At 64.7% G+C, this 18,594-nt stretch carries 21 protein-coding genes; 14 read left to right on the top strand and 7 right to left on the bottom strand.

Translation table 11 applies throughout. The features are described from left to right. Positions 1-218: 218 nt before the first annotated feature. The 5 genes from FAZ21_RS18500 to fur form a co-directional block, all read right to left on the bottom strand. The gene (locus FAZ21_RS18500) at positions 219-1,604 is read right to left on the bottom strand and encodes a NarK family nitrate/nitrite MFS transporter (protein ID WP_136774911.1); all 1,386 of its coding nucleotides are present in this window, start codon (positions 1,602-1,604) and stop codon (positions 219-221) included. Between the two features lie 42 nt (positions 1,605-1,646). Next, positions 1,647-2,918, bottom strand: coding sequence for an MFS transporter (locus FAZ21_RS18495; RefSeq protein WP_136774910.1), 1,272 nt, complete (start codon positions 2,916-2,918; stop codon positions 1,647-1,649). A 385-nt stretch (positions 2,919-3,303) separates the two neighbouring features. Further along, positions 3,304-4,023, bottom strand: coding sequence for an arginyltransferase (locus FAZ21_RS18490; protein ID WP_136774909.1), 720 nt, complete (start codon positions 4,021-4,023; stop codon positions 3,304-3,306). Next, positions 4,020-4,727: a leucyl/phenylalanyl-tRNA--protein transferase gene (gene aat / locus FAZ21_RS18485; RefSeq protein ID WP_136774908.1), complete on the bottom strand. Its 708-nt coding sequence runs from the start codon at positions 4,725-4,727 to the stop codon at positions 4,020-4,022. The genes FAZ21_RS18490 and aat overlap by 4 nt, the downstream gene beginning before the upstream one ends. 22 nt (positions 4,728-4,749) lie before the next feature. Beyond that, complete coding sequence (gene fur, locus FAZ21_RS18480; RefSeq protein WP_136774907.1) at positions 4,750-5,169, bottom strand: ferric iron uptake transcriptional regulator; 420 nt, start codon at positions 5,167-5,169, stop codon at positions 4,750-4,752. 144 nt (positions 5,170-5,313) lie between these two features. On the opposite strand from fur, the gene FAZ21_RS18475 reads away from it, so the two are divergent. The 6 genes from FAZ21_RS18475 (at position 5,314) to FAZ21_RS18450 (ending at position 9,997) form a co-directional block, all read left to right on the top strand. Further along, positions 5,314-5,784, top strand: coding sequence for an outer membrane protein assembly factor BamE (locus tag FAZ21_RS18475; protein WP_246038783.1), 471 nt, complete (start codon positions 5,314-5,316; stop codon positions 5,782-5,784). Further along, positions 5,781-6,584: a 4-hydroxy-tetrahydrodipicolinate reductase gene (gene dapB, locus FAZ21_RS18470; protein ID WP_211243526.1), complete on the top strand. Its 804-nt coding sequence runs from the start codon at positions 5,781-5,783 to the stop codon at positions 6,582-6,584. The genes FAZ21_RS18475 and dapB overlap by 4 nt, the downstream gene beginning before the upstream one ends. Positions 6,585-6,745: 161 nt before the next feature. Then, entirely contained in the window at positions 6,746-7,279 is a 534-nt protein-coding gene (locus FAZ21_RS18465; protein ID WP_136774905.1) for an iron transporter, read from the top strand. After that, positions 7,279-7,605 (top strand): cupredoxin domain-containing protein, encoded by a 327-nt coding sequence (locus FAZ21_RS18460; RefSeq protein ID WP_136774904.1) that lies wholly within the window; start codon positions 7,279-7,281, stop codon positions 7,603-7,605. Before FAZ21_RS18465 ends, FAZ21_RS18460 begins: the two co-directional genes overlap by 1 nt. 164 nt (positions 7,606-7,769) lie before the next feature. Beyond that, on the top strand, positions 7,770-8,585 hold the full coding sequence (locus tag FAZ21_RS18455) for an FTR1 family iron permease (protein WP_136774903.1): 816 nt from the start codon (positions 7,770-7,772) through the stop codon (positions 8,583-8,585). After that, the gene (locus FAZ21_RS18450; RefSeq protein WP_246038782.1) at positions 8,582-9,997 is read left to right on the top strand and encodes a 4Fe-4S binding protein; all 1,416 of its coding nucleotides are present in this window, start codon (positions 8,582-8,584) and stop codon (positions 9,995-9,997) included. The genes FAZ21_RS18455 and FAZ21_RS18450 overlap by 4 nt, the downstream gene beginning before the upstream one ends. Before the next feature lie 415 nt (positions 9,998-10,412). Here FAZ21_RS18450 and FAZ21_RS18445 read toward each other — a convergent pair whose 3' ends face one another. Further along, positions 10,413-11,585, bottom strand: coding sequence for a BaiN/RdsA family NAD(P)/FAD-dependent oxidoreductase (locus tag FAZ21_RS18445; protein WP_136774902.1), 1,173 nt, complete (start codon positions 11,583-11,585; stop codon positions 10,413-10,415). A gap of 239 nt (positions 11,586-11,824) precedes the next feature. Here FAZ21_RS18445 and FAZ21_RS18440 point away from each other — a divergent pair, with 239 nt between their 5' ends. From FAZ21_RS18440 to FAZ21_RS18425, 4 genes are all read left to right on the top strand, one after another. Next, the gene (locus FAZ21_RS18440; RefSeq protein ID WP_136774901.1) at positions 11,825-12,484 is read left to right on the top strand and encodes a hypothetical protein; all 660 of its coding nucleotides are present in this window, start codon (positions 11,825-11,827) and stop codon (positions 12,482-12,484) included. Positions 12,485-12,760: 276 nt separating this feature from the next. Further along, positions 12,761-13,393 (top strand): DUF924 family protein, encoded by a 633-nt coding sequence (locus tag FAZ21_RS18435; protein WP_136774900.1) that lies wholly within the window; start codon positions 12,761-12,763, stop codon positions 13,391-13,393. A 301-nt stretch (positions 13,394-13,694) separates the two neighbouring features. After that, positions 13,695-14,489: a Cof-type HAD-IIB family hydrolase gene (locus tag FAZ21_RS18430; RefSeq protein ID WP_136774899.1), complete on the top strand. Its 795-nt coding sequence runs from the start codon at positions 13,695-13,697 to the stop codon at positions 14,487-14,489. Positions 14,490-14,561: 72 nt separating this feature from the next. Next, positions 14,562-15,056 (top strand): tetratricopeptide repeat protein, encoded by a 495-nt coding sequence (locus FAZ21_RS18425; RefSeq protein ID WP_136774898.1) that lies wholly within the window; start codon positions 14,562-14,564, stop codon positions 15,054-15,056. A gap of 90 nt (positions 15,057-15,146) precedes the next feature. Here the strand turns inward: FAZ21_RS18425 and FAZ21_RS18420 are convergent, their stop codons facing one another. Then, entirely contained in the window at positions 15,147-15,797 is a 651-nt protein-coding gene (locus tag FAZ21_RS18420) for a carbonic anhydrase (protein WP_136774897.1), read from the bottom strand. A gap of 142 nt (positions 15,798-15,939) precedes the next feature. Between FAZ21_RS18420 and FAZ21_RS18415 the strand changes: the two genes are divergently transcribed. The 4 genes from FAZ21_RS18415 (at position 15,940) to FAZ21_RS18400 (ending at position 18,386) form a co-directional block, all read left to right on the top strand. Next, entirely contained in the window at positions 15,940-16,401 is a 462-nt protein-coding gene (locus FAZ21_RS18415) for a MarR family winged helix-turn-helix transcriptional regulator (protein ID WP_246038781.1), read from the top strand. An 84-nt stretch (positions 16,402-16,485) separates the two neighbouring features. Beyond that, positions 16,486-17,022, top strand: coding sequence for a cytochrome b (locus FAZ21_RS18410; protein ID WP_136774895.1), 537 nt, complete (start codon positions 16,486-16,488; stop codon positions 17,020-17,022). 150 nt (positions 17,023-17,172) lie between these two features. Beyond that, on the top strand, positions 17,173-17,730 hold the full coding sequence (locus FAZ21_RS18405; protein ID WP_136774894.1) for a YceI family protein: 558 nt from the start codon (positions 17,173-17,175) through the stop codon (positions 17,728-17,730). 89 nt (positions 17,731-17,819) lie between these two features. Beyond that, positions 17,820-18,386, top strand: coding sequence for a YceI family protein (locus FAZ21_RS18400; protein WP_136774893.1), 567 nt, complete (start codon positions 17,820-17,822; stop codon positions 18,384-18,386). The last annotated feature ends 208 nt before the right edge of the window (positions 18,387-18,594 follow it).

Here is an 18,594-nt window from a genome sequence, read left to right as displayed (position 1 = left end):
CGGTTGGGGGAGTTCGGCGGGGTGGATATTGGAAAACCCCAGACCTTGAACCACAGCGGATAGCGAGGACACAGAGGGGGCACGGAGAAAGGCAAAACCGATGGGGCATGAGGCTTGCCCCTCGTTCTGGTTTTCTCCATGCATCTCCGTGCTCTCGGTGTCCGCTGTGGCTCCAGGTGTGGGGTTGCAACGTCTCCCAGCCCTACTCCACCACAACCTCAACAAGGCATCGGTGCGTTGCGGCGGGCGTAATGCCACCAGGTGATCAGCACGCAACTGAGGTAGAAGCCGATGAAGCACACCAGCGCGGCATCCACGCTGCCGGTCAGCGCCAGCGATGAGCCGAAGCTTTTGGGGATGAAGAAGCCGCCGTAGGCGCCGATGGCGGCGGAGAAGCCCAGTACGGCAGCGGCCTCTTTGCCGGCGTCGATCTGCGCCTGTTTCTGCGCCGCTTCGCCGCGCCCGGCCGCCGCGCGCTGGCGTTCGGTCAGGAAGATCACCGGGATCATGCGGAAGGTGGAGCCGTTGCCGATGCCCGACAGCGCGAACAGCACGATAAACATCGCCAGGAAGCCGACGAAGCTGCCACCCTGCCCCGCCTGCGGCAGGAAGTGCATCACGCCCAGCACCGCGCCGATCATGCCGACGAAGGTCCACAGCGTGACGCGCGCGCCGCCCAGGTGGTCGGAAATCCAGCCCCCCACCGGCCGCGTCAACGCGCCCACCAGCGGGCCGAGGAAGGCGTAGGCCGTGGGATCGACCGTGGGGAACTGCGCCTTGGTCAGCATCGCCAGCCCGGCCGAGAAGCCGATGAACGAGCCGAAGGTGCCCACGTAGAGCCAGCACATCAGCCAGTTGTGCTTGCGCTTGAAAATCACCGCCTGATCGATGAACGATGCCTTGGCGTCGGCGATGTCGTTCATGCCGAACCATGCGGCCAGGCTGGCAACCACGATGAAGGGCACCCAGACGAAGCCGGCGTTCTGTAACCAGATGCTGGCCTGCGTTCCATCCTTGAGGTACTGCTGCGGCGCGCCGCCCAGCGCGCCGAGCATGCCGACCGAAATCACCACCGGCACCACGAACTGCACCACGCTCACACCCAGGTTGCCGATGCCGGCGTTCAGGCCAGTGGCAAGGCCCTTCTTCGCCTTGGGGAAGAAGAAGCTGATGTTGGCCATGCTGGAGCTGAAATTGCCGCCACCCAGGCCGCACAGCAGCGCCAGCCCCAGCAAGGTGGGATAGCTGGTGGTCGGATCACGCAGCGCAAAGCCCATGCCGATGGCGGGGATCAGCAGGCTGGCGGTGGAGATCGCGGTGAACCGCCGCCCGCCGAAGATCGGCACCAGGAAGGAATAGAAGATGCGCAGCGTGGCGCCGGACAACGCGGGCAGCGCGGTCAGCCAGAACATCTGGTTCTTGCTGAGCGCGAAGCCGGCCTTGTCGAGGTTGACCACTACCACGCTCCACAGCATCCATACGCTGAAGGCCAGCATCAGCGCGGGGATGGAGATCCACAGGTTGCGATTGGCGACGCGGGCGCCGCTTTCCTGCCAGAAACCGGGGTTTTCCGGCTCCCAGCGTTTCAGGACATAGCTGGACATGGACAGACTCCTGGGCAATGGCGCGGCCGGCAGGCCGCACCGTCAAACGGATTGGCCCGCCAGGGCGCGCTGGTCCTCGACCAGCCGCTCGGGGCGGAAACTGAAATGCATCCAGACCAGACTGACGCACACGGTGCCATACAGCAGCATGAAGGCACTGCTGCGGATGCCGGTCAGATCGAGCAGTGCGCCGAACAGGATGGGCAGCACGAAGCCCCCCAGCCCGCCTGCCAGGCCGACCACGCCGGACACGGCGCCGATGTTGTGCGGGAACTCGTCGGAGATGAACTTGAAGACCGACGCCTTGCCGATGGCCATGGCGATGCCGACCACGAACAGCAGCAGCGTGAACACCCCGGCGTTCAGGCCGATATGGAAGGTGCGGGCGCCGTTGACGGTCAGCACGGTGAACTGGGTCTGCGGATAACTGAGCAGGAAGAACGCCACCCAGCACACCCACATCACCCACCAGGTGGTGCGATAGGCGCCATAGCGGTCGGACACCCAGCCGCCCACCGCGCGCAGTACGCCACCGGGCAAGGAAAAACACGCAGCCAGCAGCGCGGCCAGCTTGATGTCGAAGCCGTATTCGCCGATGTAGTACTTGGTCATCCACAGGGCGAGCGCCACATAGCCGCCGAACACCACCGAGTAGTACTGGCAGTAACGCCACACGCGCGGGTCGCGCAGCATGTGCAATTGCTCGCGCAGGGTAGCGCCACCTTTGACGCGGTGTTCGGGCTTGCTGTCGGACAAAAACCAGAACAGCAGCGCGGTGACCAGCATTGCCACCGCGTAGACCTTGGGCACGATCACCCAGCTACCGGCCGCGACGATCAGCGCGGGGGCGACGAACTTGGTCAGCGCCGAGCCGGAATTGCCCGCGCCGAACACCCCCATCGCCAGCCCCTGGCGCCCCTTGGGGAACCAGCGCGCCACGTAGGGCGTGCCCACCGAGAACGAGCCACCGGCCAGGCCGACGAACAACGCCAGCACCAGGAAGTGCCAGTAGACGGTGGCATAGCTCATCAGCCAGATCGGCAGCACGGTGGAGAGCATCAGCAGGAACAGCACGATGCGGCCGCCGTAGCGGTCGGTCCAGATGCCCAGCGGCACGCGCACCAGCGAGCCGGTCAGCACCGGCATGGCGGCCAGCAGGCCGAACTCGGTTTCGTTCAGCCCCAGGCGTTCCTTGATCGGGATACCGATCACGGCGAACATCATCCAGATGGCAAAACAGATGGTGAACGCCAGCGTGCTGGCGATCAGCACCCGGATCGCACCACGGGGAACGGTTTCGGCGGTGTGGCTCATGGCGGCATGCTCTTTAGGACAGGTTGCCTTCGAGCTTATGGCCGCGCCCAGGCCCCGCCCATTCGCCGAAAGGCCAGTCGCGCCCTCGCAGCCGAACTAGTCCGGTTCACCGATGCGCCATTGCCGGAAATGAAAACAGCCCGAACGAATCGGGCTGTCTTGCTCTGGAAGGGGCGCAACACTACGCCGACCTTCACACCGCGCGAGCAAAGCGAGGCTCCCTCTCACCCACCCCACCAAGTCTTCGACGTCGCGGGAGCCCCGGGGCGGCGAGGGCGGGGGGAGTGGAATTAATCAGGAAGCGCCGCTACTCGACCCACCGCACCGCTTCGCCGGGGCCTGCTCACCGTGGCAAGGCCGCGTCAGTGAACCTGGGCAGCAGGCGCTAGAAAGCCAGGCGCTCCCAGCGGCCGTCGGTCAGCCCTTCGATGGGGTGATACTGGGTCTTGTAGGCCATCTTGCGGCAGGCTTCGATCCAGTAGCCGAGGTAGACATACGGCAGGCCCAATTGCCGCGCCAGCCCCACCTGCCACAGGATGTTGAATACGCCATAGCTGGCGCCGGCGATGTCCGGGTCGTAGAAGGTGTAGACCGACGACAGCCCGTCCTCCAGTTGATCGACCAGGCTGACCATGCGCACCACGCCAGCCTCGCGGAACTCGGCCAGGAAGCTGGCGACGTTGCTCTTGAGAATGAAGCTCTCGTACTGCTCGCGCCCATCCTCGTCCATGCCGCCGCCCGAATGGCGCGCGGCCTGGTAGCGCTGGTACAGCCGGAAATGCGCTTCGGAATACTCCAGGCCGAGAATGCGAGTCTTGAGGTTGCCGTGATGCCGGGCCGCGCGGCGCTGGGTGCGGTTGGGCTGGAACTCCGCCACCGGCAGCCGGACCGGCACGCAGGCCTGACAGGCATCGCAATGCGGCCGGTAGACGAACTGGCCGCTGCGGCGAAAGCCGTGCTGCACCAGTTGGCTATAGGTACGGGTGTCGATCAGTTCCGAAGGCACCGCCACTTGGGAGCGCGCAAGCTGATCCGGCAGGTAGCTGCACGGATAAGGCGCCGTTGCGTAGAACTGAAGCTGAATCGTCTGGCCACGCGGATTCATCGTGTCCTTCCTGGATTGTCGCAATGGTAGTCCCAGGGCCCGGGTAAACCGGGCCGGTCGGTCAGTATGCCCAGCCTAGCAACAAAATCGTCACGATCAATTTCGCTTGCGCCGAAACGCGCAAGGTGATCCGTGCGCATCTGGCAGTCGATCAACTCGAAGCCCTGCCCGGCCAGCCAGCGCACCAGGTGGACAAAGGCGATCTTGGAGGCATCCGGCGCGCGGGCGAACATGGATTCGCCATAGAACATGCGGCCGATGGCAACCCCGTACAAGCCGCCGGCCAGTTGACCGTCGATCCAGCATTCGGCCGAATGCGCGTGCCCCAGCCGATGCAGGTCGCCATAGGCGGCGCGCATCTCGTCGGTGATCCAGGTGCCGCCCTGCACATCGCGCGGCGCGGCGCAGCCCGCCATCACGTCCGCGAAGGCGCGATCAAAGGTGACCGCATAGCCGCGATGTCGCAGCACCTTGGCCAGCGAGCGCGGCACGTGCAACGCGGTGGGCACCAGCACGGTACGCGGGTTCGGAGACCACCAGAGGATGGGCTCGCCCGGCATGAACCACGGGAAGATGCCACGGCGGTAAGCCGCCAGCAGCCAGCCCGGCGACAATTCACCCCCTGCCGCGAGCAGGCCATTCGGCTCCGTCAGCGCGCGGGCCAGCGGCGGAAACACCGGCGTGGCGCCCAGCCAGGGAATCATGCGACCGGAAAGCCGGGTTGACCTACTTCTTGGCCCGGCAATCGGCGCACACGCCGTACAGGTACAGCTCGTGCTCCTGGATTTCGAAATCGTGCTTGGCGGCAATGGCGTCCTGCCGCTGCTCGATCTCGGGATCGTAGAACTCTTCGACCTTGCCGCATTTCACGCAGACCAGGTGATCGTGGTGGCCGCCCTGGTTCAGTTCGAACACGGCCTTGCCGGACTCGAAGTGATGGCGCACCAGGATGCCGGCCTGCTCGAACTGGGTCAGGACACGGTAAACGGTGGCCAGGCCAATATCCGTATTATCGGACAGCAGCAGCCGGTAAACGTCTTCGGCGGTCATGTGACGCTGTTCGCTGCTTTCGAACAGGTTGAGGATTTTAAGGCGGGGGCCGGTGGCTTTCAGGCCGGCGTCCTTGAGGTCGGAAGCATTGCTCATCGGGTTCTCTCCGCTAGGCTGCGGCAAGTGTCTAGTCAAGGTATGATATAGCGTTTGGCAAGCAACGAAAAACCAAAGCCTGCCCCAAGCGCCTTTGCGAACGCTCCCGGCGGCCCGCCGCCAAAACCCGCCCGTCACGAATCCATGCATACCATCAAACCGATACTGCTTACCCTGACCCTGGTCGGCGCTCTGTCGGGCTGCGGTCTTCTCAACGCCGTGCCCCACTACAAGCTCGACATCCCCCAAGGCAACGAAATCACCGCCGACAAGGTGAGTGGGCTGAAGGAAGGCATGAGCCGCAACCAGGTTCGCTTCCTGCTGGGCACGCCGCTGCTGACCGATCCGTTCCATTCCGACCGCTGGGATTACGTCTACAGCGACGCCAAGGGCGGCAAATTGCAGCGGCACTTCGTGTTCACCGTGTTCTTCGAAGGCGATAGCCTGGTGCGCTGGCAAGGCGACACCCTGCCCGCCGCGCCGGACACCACCCTGCGCATGACCAGCGAGCCGAAAAAGGAAGACACCGACACCTTCGGTTCGGAACTCAACCCCGGCTCACCGGGCACGACCAAGGATGTCGAGGTCAAGCCCATCATCGACAAGGATTTCTGATGCCCGTGAAGATCGCCATCGCGGGGGCCTCCGGCCGCATGGGCCACATGCTGATCGAAGCCGTGCTGGCAGCCCCGGACTGCGTGCTGCATACGGCGCTGGATCGTACCGGCGGCGAGGCACTGGGCCAGGACGCCACCGCCTTCCTGGGCCGCCAGTCCGGCGTGCGCATCACCGATGATCTCGGCGCGCTGGCCGGCGCCGATGTGCTCATCGATTTCACCCGTCCCGAGGGCACGCTGGCCCATCTGGCGCGCTGCCGCGCGCTGGGCGTGAACATGATCATCGGCACCACCGGCTTCGACGAAGCCGGGCGCGCCGCGATCCAGGCCGCCAGCGACGAGATCGCCATCGTCTCCGCCTATAACATGAGCGTCGGCGTGAACCTGGTGTTCAAACTGCTGGAAGTGGCGGCCCGCGTGCTCAACCAGGGCTACGACGTGGAAATCGTCGAAATGCACCACAAGCACAAGGTGGATGCGCCTTCCGGTACCGCGATCGCCATGGGCGAAGCCGTCGCCCGCGCCTGGGACGAAGAACTGAAACACCTCGCCACCTGGTCGCGCGAAGGCATCACCGGCGAGCGCCAGCCCGGCACCATCGGCTTTGCCGCGCTGCGTGGCGGCGATGTGATCGGCGATCACACCGTCGTCTTCGCTGGCCCCGGCGAGCGCGTGGAAATCACGCACAAGGCCAGCAACCGCACCATCTACGCGCAAGGCAGCTTGCGGGCCGCGCAGTTCCTGGCCGGGCGCCGCAGCGGGCATTTCACGATGCAGGATGTGCTCGGGCTGAATTGACCGACACGCCCATTGAAAAGAGGACGCTACGGCGTCCTTTTTTTCATGTGCAGCGCGGGCCAGCGTGGCCCACGTGACATTGACCGATTAACAATAATTAATCTCATTAAGAACAACGCTCACGTAGAGTTGCCCTCCTGTCTGTCGCAGGGGGTATCCCAATGATCCGTTTCGCACTCGCCGCAGTGGCCGTCGCCACCGCTTTCTCCGCCCAGGCCGCCGAATATCCCATCGGCAAGCCGGCCAACAAGAACGGCATGGAAATCGGCGCGGTGTATCTGCAACCGATCAAGATGGACCCACCCGGCATGATGCAGGACGCGGCCAAGACCGACGTGCACCTGGAAGCGGATATCCACGCCACCGCCAACAATCCGAACGGCTTCGCCGAAGGCGACTGGATGCCCTACCTGCTGGTGAAGTACGAAATCCAGAAGGTGGGTAGCAAGAACGTCATCAAGGGCGACTTCATGCCGATGGTGGCCAGCGACGGCCCGCACTACGGCGACAACGTCAAGCTGGAAGGCCCGGGCAAGTACAAGCTGAAGTACACCATCCTGCCGCCGTCGGAAAACCCGCACGCGCACTTTGGCCGCCATGTGGACAAAGAAACCGGCGTCGGCCCGTGGTTCAAGCCGTTCGAGCTGAACTATGAGTTCACCTTCGCCGGCACCGGCAAGAAGGGCGGTTACTGATGATCGGACGCCGTTCGCTGGCCAGCGCGCTGCTGCTGCTGGCGGTGGCCGCTCACGCGGAAGACCTGCCGGTGTTCCGCGTGGTGTTCAAGGACGGCACCATCGCGCCGACGCGTATCCAGGCGCCTGCCGGCAAGCGTTTCAAGCTGGAAGTGGTCAACGCCGGCACAACGCCGGTGGAGTTCGAAAGCCTGCCGCTGCGCAAGGAAAAGGTGCTCGGCCCCGGCGTGACCTCGTTCGTGGTGATCAAGGCGTCGCAACCGGGCGAATACCCGTTCTTCGACGACTTCCACCAGCAGGCGCGCGGCGTGATCGTCATCAAGTAAAGGACGCCGACGGCATCCGCCATGCGGCACAGGCAACCGGTGGTTCGCCAACGCCGCACCGGATTCCGTCAGCCGTTCCGAACAGCGGGCCGCCCACCGGGCGGCGTTTGCATTGTTGCCGCGCCCGCGGCGCCGGCCCCGCATCCGGCCGAGAGAGGTATTCCATGGATCAAGTAATGTTCATCGTCTGGCGCGAGAGCGTGGAAGCGCTGCTCGTGGTCGGCATCCTCTATGCCTGGCTCAAGGCATCCCCCGCCGGCAAACCCGGCATCAAATACCTGTGGGGCGGCGTCGCCGCCGGGCTGGCGCTGTCCGGCCTGCTCGCGCTGGGGATACTCGGCATTTCGTCCTGGCTGTCGGATGATGGCCAGGAGTACTTCCAGGCCGGCATGGCGCTGGTGGCCGCTGCGCTGGTGGTGCAGATGGTGTACTGGATGAAAAAACACGGGCGAACGCTCAAGCGCGAGCTGGAAAGCGGCCTGTCGGATGCGGTATCGCACGCCAACTGGTGGGGGCTGCTGATCCTGGTGATGGTGGCGGTGGCGCGCGAAGGCTCGGAAACCGTGGTGTTCCTCTACGGCAGCGTCGCCGGGGCCGATGCCGCGCAATGGCCGCGCCTGATCCTGGCCGGCGCACTCGGGCTGCTGGCCGCGTTCGCCACGTTCTGGCTGTTGCAACTGGGCGGCAGGATCATGACCTGGCGCCGCTTCTTCGCGCTGACCGAAGTATTGCTGCTGTTGCTGGCCGGCGCGTTGCTGGTGAGCGGGCTGGAAAAGCTGGTGGACCTGGGCACCCTGCCCAGCCTGCTCGACCCGGTGTGGGATAGCTCCGCACTGCTGGACGACAGCCAGTCGGTCGGCAAGCTGCTGGCGGATTTCGCCGGGTATCGCTCCCATCCCGCGCTGATGGTGTTGCTGATCTGGCTGGCCTATTGGGTCGGCACCGTAACGCTGTTACGCCGGAACCAGGCGCGCCGATGAACGCGCCCGTTGGCACGGCGATGACAAACCCCGGCCCGCTGCGGCGCGGCGCGGCGGCGGCGGGCGAGTTCCTGCGCCGCCATGCCCGGCTGCTGCGCCGGCTGCAATGGGGTATCGTCACCGTCTACCTGTTCCTATTGATCGTGCCGGTGTTCCTGCCGTTGCCCGACGAAACCGCACATGTGTTCGACAACCTGACCGTGGCCGCGCAGTTCGCCTTCTGGGGCATCTGGTGGCCGTTCGTGCTGGTGTCGATGCCGCTGCTGGGGCGCGCGTGGTGCGGTTGGCTATGCCCGGAAGGCATGCTGGCGGAGTGGGCCAGTGAACGCGGCCTGGGCAAGCCGATCCCGCGCTGGATGCGCTGGGGCGGCTGGCCGTTCGTGGCGTTCGCCTGTACCACCATCTACGGTCAACTGGTCAGCGTGTACCAGTACCCGCGTGCCGTGGCGCTGGTGCTGGGCGGCTCGACGCTGGCCGCCGTCGGCGTGGGGCTGGTCTATGGGCGCAGCAAGCGCGTGTGGTGCCGCTATCTGTGTCCGGTGAACGGCGTATTCCACGTACTGAGCAAGCTGGCGCCATGGCACTTCAAGGTGGATGGCGCGGCGTGGCATGCCTCTACCCGCCAATCGCACCGTGTGATTCCCATCGCGGCGGTGAACTGCGCGCCGTTGCTGCCGTTGCGTCACATGCAGGGCGCGGCCGACTGCCATATGTGCGGCCGTTGCAGCGGCCATCGCGACGCGATCGCGCTCAGCCCGCGCTCGCCGGAAGCGGAAATCGTCGAAGTGGCGCAGGCAGACCGCTGGCAGACCCGCCTGATCGTATTCGGCATGATGGGCCTGGCACTGGGTGCGTTCCTGTGGTCCGCCAGCCCCTGGCTGGTCACGGTGAAACAGGTGCTGGCCGAATGGCTGATCGAACGCGATGTGATGTGGCCCCTGGCCGACAACGCGCCGTGGTGGCTGCTGACCCACTACCCCGAGGTCAACGACAGCTTTTCCTGGCTGGATGGCGGCATGCTGCTGGGCTTCATCGCCGCCAGTGGCGCGCTGGTCGGCGGCTGGCTGTACGGCGCGCTGCATCTGGCGGATCGCCTGTTGCCCGCGCGGGCGACCGGTACGATGGACCAACTGGCGCAGGCCCTGATCCCGCTGGCGGGCTGCGGTGTGTTCCTGGGGCTGTCGGCCACCACGCTCACCCTGCTCAAGCACGAAGGGCTGAGCAGCACCTGGACCAACGATGCGCGCTATGCGTTGCTGGCGCTGGCCGGCCTGTGGTCGCTACGCCTGGCGTGGCGTATCGCCGCGCGACGCGATGGCCGGCATGGCCGGCGCCTTGCCGCGATCAGTGCATTTGCGCTGGGGCTCGTGCCATTCCTGGGAGCTTGGGTGCTGTTCTTCAGCGTGTGGTGACACGGGCTGGCAACGCCCCGCGAACGGCGAAGCGCTGATGCCCCGCCGCATCTGCCGGCGGGTTTTGCGCCGCCCGCCTAGCCTCGGCGGCGCCCAATGCGCCCATCGCGGGCATGAAAAAACGGGGCGCCTGACTGGACGCCCCGTCGTCTTCGAACCCCTGGTAAATATTACGAGTGCTATGCCTAGGCCCTAGTATGGGCTCAAGTGCGCGCTAGGAGTTCGCGCTAAGAATCATCATCGTCGATCACGATCAAACTACGTAGGCAATCGTGCCTCTAGGGGTTAAAGAACAGACTCTGATTCAATCAGCCAACAGGCTTGCGCTCGCGGGCTCGAAGACAATTCCACCTTATGCCTGCCCCGCACACCTTTCAAGTGCAGAAGTGCGAACGGTACGGAAAGCTGATCTACATCAAGCCGCGCTACCGGCCACAAAACCGGAAGACCACGCCCACTGGAAGTTGTAGCCGCCCAGCCAGCCGGTCACATCCACCACCTCGCCGATGAAGAACAGCCCCGGTACCTGGCGCGCCATCATGCTGCGCGAATCCAGCCCGGCGGTATCCACGCCGCCGCACGTGACTTCGGCCTTCTTGTAGCCCACCGTGCCCGAAGGCACCACCTGCCAGCGTTTCAGCCGGTCTTCCAGTTGTTGCAGCGCCTTGGGGGTGTACTGCTTGAGCGGCCTGTTCTCGCCCAGCGTGGCGACAATCGCCTGCGCCAGGCGCTTGGGTACGATGTCGCCCAGTACATTGACCAGCAGCGCGTCGCGGCTGGCACCCGCCAGCGCGTCGGCAAGGCCGCGCTCTGGCAGCAGATCGATGACGATGGGCTGGCCCGGTTGCCAGTACGACGAGATTTGCAAAATGGCGGGACCGGATACGCCGCGATGCGTGAGCAGGATCGCCTCGCGAAAATGGGTTTTACCGGTGGAGACGATGGCATCCTCCACCGCGACACCCGCCAGTTCGTCCCACAGATCCTGCGGCTGGAACGTCAGCGGCACCAGCGCCGGCGTGGTCGCCACGATCTCCAGCCCGAACTGGCGTGCCAGCTCGTAACCGAACGCGGTGGCGCCGATCTGCGGAATCGACAGCCCGCCGCTGGCGATCACCAGCGAGGCGCAGTGCCAGGTTTCCTCGGGCGTGACCACTTCGAAGCCCTCGCCCAGCCGGCCGACCGCCGTGACCGGCGTATTCATGCGCCACGTCGCGCCGCCGGCATCCACCTCGGCTTTCAACATATCGATGATGGCGCCCGACCCCTGGTCGCAGAACAACTGGCCCAGCGTCTTCTCATGCCAGCCGAGGCCGTAGCGCTCCATCATCTTGAGAAAATCGTGCTGGGTATACCGCGCCAGTGCGGATTTACAGTAATGCGGATTGCGCGACAGATAGCACTCCGGTCGCACGTGCAGATTGGTGAAGTTGCAACGGCCACCGCCCGAGATGCGGATCTTTTCCGCCAGTTTTTCCGCGTGATCGATCAGCACCACTTCGCGCCCGCGCGCACCAGCCGTGGCCGCGCACATCATGCCGGCCGCACCTGCGCCGATCACCACCACATCCGTCGTCCTGACCTTCATCGCATCCTTTCCATCGCCGCGCCGAAAGAGGCGCAGCGCTTGTCGGCGCGATTGTAGGGGAATTGACCGGGCCGCGTGGCATTGGCCGGGCCGTAATCGCCCGGCCCCCCCCCGGGATGGCCAAGCGGGTTTCGCCAGGCAGTGGGGAACGGCGGGAACGCGGAGGTTGCCATTGCGTCACACCGCCAGCAGCACTGGCTTGATTTACACTGCTGCCCAACCCATTCGCGCCCTGCCCCATGCCCATCAGACCTTCGCTCCGCATCGTTCTCCCCCTGGCGCTGTTCCTGCCCGCCTGGAGCCTCGCCGCCGTGCTGGTCACCGCCGTCGAAGGCGATGTCCGCCAGAACGGACAGCCGCTGGCCGCGTTCACGCAGCTCGATGCTGGCGCCAGCGTCGAACTTCCGGCCGGCGCCGCGGTGCGTCTGGCCGATACCGATCGCGCCCGCCAATCGCGCTGGGAAGGCCCGGCCACGTTGCGCGTCGATGAGGCCGGCATCCGCGCCACCGGCAGGCAACTGGAGCGCACAGCCCTGCCCGGCGCCATCCGAAGCGCACTGTTGCGTGCGCCGGCCAACCTGAAGGCCGTGGCCGGCCTGGACGACGATCTGCCCAGCCGCCTGATCAGCGCGCGCCTGACCGCCGCCCGCCAGCAGTACCAGCGCTGGCGCACGCAGTTTCCGGCGGACGATGTGGCGCCAGAACTTTATCTGCTGGATGTCCAGCTCGCCGCGCGCGATGGCCTGGGCATCCAGGCTACGATGGCCGAGATGGCGCGGCGCCAGCCACGCAATGCGCAACTGGCGCGGCTATCCGCGCACATGGTGTCGCTCAACCTAGCCATGAGCCCCGGCGACCCCGGCGCGCAGCTCGAAATCAAACCCCTCGTTTCGCCTTAGGGCGTGGCATCCAATGTTTCACGACAGCGTTCGGCGCAGTTCGGGATGCCGCGCCAGGAGCTGGACGCGCCGCGGTATGGATACCGCAAGCGGCCGGCGACACCGCGTTGCGCCCGAAATGCACCGAACCCGCAGGGCTGGGCCGAAAAAACACCATCCACCGCCTTGCACTCCTTGCCAATAACCGGTTATTGCCTGCGTCTGGTGCCTGGTGCTTTTTCGGCCCAGCGCTGCCGCGATACATTGGATGACACGCCCTAAGCCACGGAAAAAACCATGTCTGACCTGATCCGCCGTGCCAGCCCCGAAGGCCGCGTCAAGCGTGGCCGTTCCGAATTCGCCACCCCACGGCAGGTGCTGGATTTCTGGTTCGGCGCGCCGGACGAGTCGGGCGCCCTGCCCTTTCGCACCGAATGGTTCAACGGTGGCGCGGCGTTCGACGCGCGCATCCGCGCCCGCTTCCTGCCCACGCTGGAAGCGGCGCTTGCAGGCGGTTGCGCGCACTGGGCCGCCGATGCCGACGGCACGCTGGCGCTGCTGCTGATGCTGGATCAGTTCACCCGCAATGTCTTTCGCGATACGCCGCGCGCCTTTGCCGGCGACCCGGTGGCACTGGCCATGGCGCTACGCCTGCTGGAGAACGGCTGGCACCGCGAGCTGGCGCCGGTACAGCAGGTTTTCGCCTACCTGCCGTTCGAGCATTCCGAGGTGTTGTCCGAGCAGGATCGCTCGGTGGCCCTGACGCGCGCCTGGCCGCAGGACGATGCGCTGGCGCTTTGTCACGGCTACGCGCTGCGCCACCGCGACGTGATCCGTCGCTTTGGCCGGTTTCCGCACCGCAATGCGATCCTGGGCCGCGCGACAACCGCGCGCGAGAACGATTTCCTGGCCGAGCATGGCGGCTTCTGAGCGTACAGAAGCCCTGCCTTGGTAACTTTCAGTCCATATTTTTCACAAACGCCATTGGGCGCTCCAGGGCGTGTCGTCACCTGTTTCGCGGCAGCGCTGGGCCGAAAAAGCACCAGCTACCAAGCGTGCGAGGTTGCCAATAACCGGTTATTGGCAAGGAGCGCAACGCCGTTGAGGGTGTTTTTTCGGCCCAGCGCTGCCGCGAAACAGGTGACGACACGTCCTAAGCACAATTCCGAATCTGGCTCGCGCGTTCGAACAGCTAAAATAGGCGCCTGCCCACCCTCCACCCGGAATCCCCATGTACCAGCTCATCGCCACCGACCTCGACGGCACCCTGCTCAGCCCGGATCACACCGTTGCGCCCTACACCGCGGATACGTTGCGGCAACTGGAAAACCGGGGCCTGCATTTCGTGATCGCCACCGGGCGCCACTACTGCGACGTACGAGGCATTCGCGATGTGCTGGGCATCCGCGCCTACCTGATCACCTCCAACGGCGCGCGCGTGCACGATCCGGACAATCAGCAGATCCACGCCGAAAACCTGGAGCCGCATCTGGTGCGCGCGCTGTGCCAGCCGGAGTACTCGCACGGCACCTCGCTCAGCCTGTATCTGGACCAGGCCTGGCTGATCGGCGCGCCCTATGAACGGATGCTGGAATACCATCAGGATTCCGGCTTCGCCTACGAAGTGGCGGACCTGCCCAACTACCACGGCGAGGATGTGGCCAAGATTCTCTACGTGGCCAGCCACGATCACCTGCTGCGCCTGGAAGACAAACTGCGCGAGCAGTACGACGACGAGCTGTACATCACGTTCTCCGCGCTCGACTGCCTGGAAGTGATGGCGCCGACCGTTTCCAAGGGGCACGCGCTCACCGTGGTGATGGGCGAGCTGGGCGTTCCCGCCAGCGCCTGCATCGCCTTCGGCGACAACCTCAATGATTTCGAGATGCTGGAAACGGCCGGCCACCCCTTCCTGATGGGCAATGCCAACCCCAAGCTGATCGCACAACTGCCTCAGGTGCCGGTCATCCAGCCCAATACCGAAGCCGGCGTGGCGCAGCATCTGCGCACCCTGTTCGGCCTCTGATCGTCCTTCGTATCGAGCGTAACCGGCATGTGCTAGAACAGGGCATCACCCTGTTCCCATCCGGAGCGCATCATGATCCGCCATGCCCTGATCGCGTTGTTCTTTGTCTCCACCTGCGCCCTGGGGGCCGGCGGGGGCGGTGGCGGAAATACCGGGGGCGGGGATAGCGGCGGCCACGCCACCGAAGTGGCCGACCTGCTGAAACAGGCCGAAGCCGACATCCTGCACGGGGAATGGGTGCCGGCGCAGGAGTCGCTGGAAAAAGCACGCAAGCTGGCGCCCAACAACGCCGACGTCTGGAACTGGCTGGGCTACGTCAACCGCAAGCAGGGCCGGCTGGAAGATGCCTTCAAGGCCTACGACCGCGCGCTGGCCCTCAACCCCAAGCATCTGGGCGCCTATGAATATCGCGGCGAAGCGTGGTTGATGGCGGATCAGCCGCAACGCGCGGCGAACGATCTCGCCACGTTGCAAAAACTGTGCGGCAATTGCGAGCAATACCAGGAACTGGCGGAGGCGCTGCGCGACTATCGCGCCGCACATGCCCAACCCACGGCCAGTCAGTAGCAGCGCCCATCGCGCCACATCGGCATCATCCAGCACCCTGCAACGAAAAGGCCCCGCATCGGCGGGGCCTTTTGTTCGCTCGCGAACGGCTTAAGCGACGCTGCCGGCCACCAGCGGCTTGAAGCGCTGCGCGCCCGCGTCGTACTGATACAGCGCGCCTTCCTCGATATTGAAGTACCAGCCCAACAGCATCAGCTCGCCATTGCGCACACGCTCGGCGATGAAGGGAAAGGTCATCAGGTTATCCAGCGAAACCCCGATGGCGGCCATCTCGCATTGTCGCAACTGGGTTTCGGGGTCTTCTCCGTTGGCATTCGCCAGCACCGCCTGCCGCGCCGGATCGGCAATGCGCACCCAGCGCCCGACGAAATCAGCCTCGGTCTGCGGCACGTGGCCGTTCAGCAGCGCGCGAATCCCACCGCAACCGTAGTGGCCCAGCACGATGATGTGTCGTACCTTGAGAACACACACCGCGTATTCGATCGCCGACGACACACCGTGGTAGGCGCCGTCCTTTTCGTAGGGCGGCACCAGGCTGGCCACGTTGCGCACCACGAAAATGTCGCCGGGGTCGCAGTCGGTCAGCAGCGCCGGATCCACTCGCGAATCGGAACAGGCGATGAACAGGCTTCGGGGGTTCTGGCCGCGTTTGAGCGTCTCGAACAGATCGTTGGTCGTGTCGTTGAAATACTTGTCCTGAAAACGGCGAAACCCGCCAATGAACTTTTCGATATCCAGCATTCGTTGCTCCCGTCATGTGCCGCCGAACCCGGTTGGCGGCGGCCCAAGAGGCGGATTGTACAGGTAAATACCATTGCGGCCGGCGTGTAATTAAGATAAACAATTAAATAATTCTAGTTAGAACTATATGGAGGATGACACCATGCCACGCACCACCTTCCTGCCGGTTGTCCGCGAGCTCGCCCGCTGTTACCAGGCTTTCGAGCGACTGTCCGGGCGTCACATTCGCCAGCTTGGTCTGACCGCCGGCCAGTTCGACGTGATCGCCACCCTGGGCGGCACGGACGGTATGAGCTGCCGTGAGCTGGGCGACGCCACCCTGATCACCAAGGGCACGCTCACCGGCGTGCTCGACCGTCTGGCCGAGCGCGGCCTGATCGAACGCTGCGCCTGTAGCGGCGACCGCCGCAGCATCACCGTGCGCCTGACCCCGGCCGGGCAGGCACTGTTCGACAATTCGTTCGACGCGCACCTGGCTCACCTCAAGCCCGCATTCGATCAGTTGGCGCCCGACGAGCTGGCGGAAACCGGCGCCCTGCTCGCCCGGCTGCGCGAAGCACTGGAGAGCGAAGCCCCCGATTGTTGCGAAATTCAGAACAATTAATTCCAATTTTTTCAAGCTCAGGGCGCAAACAGAGCCGGTATGATTCCGCCCACAACGTCAAATTGCCTGAATGAGGAATCGAACATGTCCAAGACTCGCTATGACGGCGTGCAGATCGCCTTCCACTGGCTGATCGCCCTGCTGATCGTCGCCGCCTTCGGCCTGGCGCTGTACGTGGACGACCTACCGCTGTCCGCGCTCAAGTTCAAGCTGTATGCGTATCACAAGTGGATCGGCATCAGCGTGCTCGCGCTGGTGGTTCTGCGGCTGGTCTGGCGCGCCTGGCGGGGCGCACCGTCCGCCCTGCCCGGCCAGCCGGCCTGGCAGGTAAAGGCTGCCGCCGGCATCCATCACCTGCTCTACCTGCTGATGCTGGCGCTGCCCCTGGTGGGCTGGCTGATGAGTTCGGCCAAGGGCTTTCCGGTGGTGCTGTTCGGCGTGCTGCAACTGCCCGATCTGGTTTCGCGCAACGAAGCGCTGGGCCACCAGTTGGCCGAACTGCACGAAGTGCTGGCCTACCTGCTGCTGGCGGTAGTGGTACTGCACGTGCTGGCTGCGCTCAAGCACCACATCATCGACCGCGACGATACCCTGCGGCGCATGCTGCCCGGCCGCGGCTGAGCCGCCGTCGGTCCCGCCCGGCGCGCCATTGCGCCGGGCGGAGTTGGAACCAGTTCGCAATTCGACATACCAAGGCCAGATCAACGCAAGACGGCGCCCACGCCGCACCGGCCATACAAGACCATCACTTCAACCTGGAGTAGTTGCACGATGAACATCCGTCTTCTCGCGAGCGCAGCGCTCGCGGCCGTCCTGGCCGTCCCCGCCTTCGCCGCGCAGACCCTGGTGCCCGCCAAGAGCGCACTGGGCTTCACCTTCAAACAGATGAGCGTGCCGGTGGAAGGCACCTTCAAGACCTACACCGCGCAGGTCAGCTTCGACCCGGCCAAACCCGAAGCCACCCAGGCCACCTTCAGCGTCGATCTGGGCAGCATCGATGTCGGCGGGCCGGACGGCAACGCCGAAGCCAAGAAAAAGGCATGGTTCGACGTGGCCAGCTTTCCCAAGGCCACCTTCACCGCCAAAAGCGTGAAAGCGCTGGGCGGCGGCAAGTACGAAGCACGCGGCCCGCTGGTGATCAAGGGCCTGAGCCGCGACATCGTTGCCCAGTTCACCGCCAAGCCCGCCGGCAGCGACCTGCTGCTGGAAGGCGGCTTCCCGCTCAAGCGCCTGCAATACAAGCTGGGCGACGGTGCCTGGGCCGACACCGAAACCGTGGCCGACGACGTGCAAGTGAAGTTCCGCTTCACGCTGACCGGCAAGCCATAAAAACGGCCCCTGGATGGATCGTCCCTGAAGCAACACGGGCCGATCCTCCTGCAAACCACGCTTTTTTCCTCACCCCCGGAGAACACCACATGAAGAAAACCCTGATCGCCAGCCTGCTGGCCCTGGCCGCCACCGCCGCCATCGCCGCCCCGCAAACCTACGAACTGGATTCCACCCACACCTACCCGCGCTTCGAGATCAACCACCTGGGCTTCTCGATCCAGCACGGCACCTTCGACAAAACCAGCGGCACCATCGTGCTGGATACCGAAAAGAAAGCCGGCAGCGTGGATATCACCGTGGACACTTCCAGCCTGGATACCGGCCTGGAAAAGCGTGACGCCCACCTGAAGAGCGAAGATTTCTTCAACGTGGCCAAGTTCCCCACCGCCACCTTCAAATCCAACAAGCTGAAGTTCGACGGCGACAAGCTGGTGGCCGTGGACGGCAACTTCACCCTGCTGGGCGTGACCAAGCCGCTGACGCTGAACATCGAAAACTTCAAGTGCGGCCAGCATCCGATGGCCAAGAAGCAATGGTGCGGCGCCGAAGCCACCGCCACCTTCAAGCGCAGCGACTACGGCATGACCGCCTACGTACCGGCTGTGGGTGACGAAGTAAAGCTCACCATCCAGGTGGAAGCCGGCGTGAAGTAAACGCCCTTTCCACAAGCAAAAAGCCCCGCGAATGCGGGGCTTTTTGCTGGGCGCAATGGCCGATCGCTCCGGACTACCGCACTTCAGTGGCGGCCAGTTCAGCAGTCGGCTGCCAGTCGATCCGATAGCGGCCGGTGGTTTCGTTCCGGGTGACCACGACGTTGCCTAGTACCAGCCCAAAGTGGCCGGTGGCGTAATCCAGCGGTTT

Source organism: Chitiniphilus eburneus (assembly GCF_005048205.1).
GTDB classification, from domain to species: Bacteria; Pseudomonadota; Gammaproteobacteria; order Burkholderiales; family Chitinibacteraceae; genus Chitiniphilus; species Chitiniphilus eburneus.
This window is presented reverse-complemented; position numbering and strand designations above follow the sequence as displayed.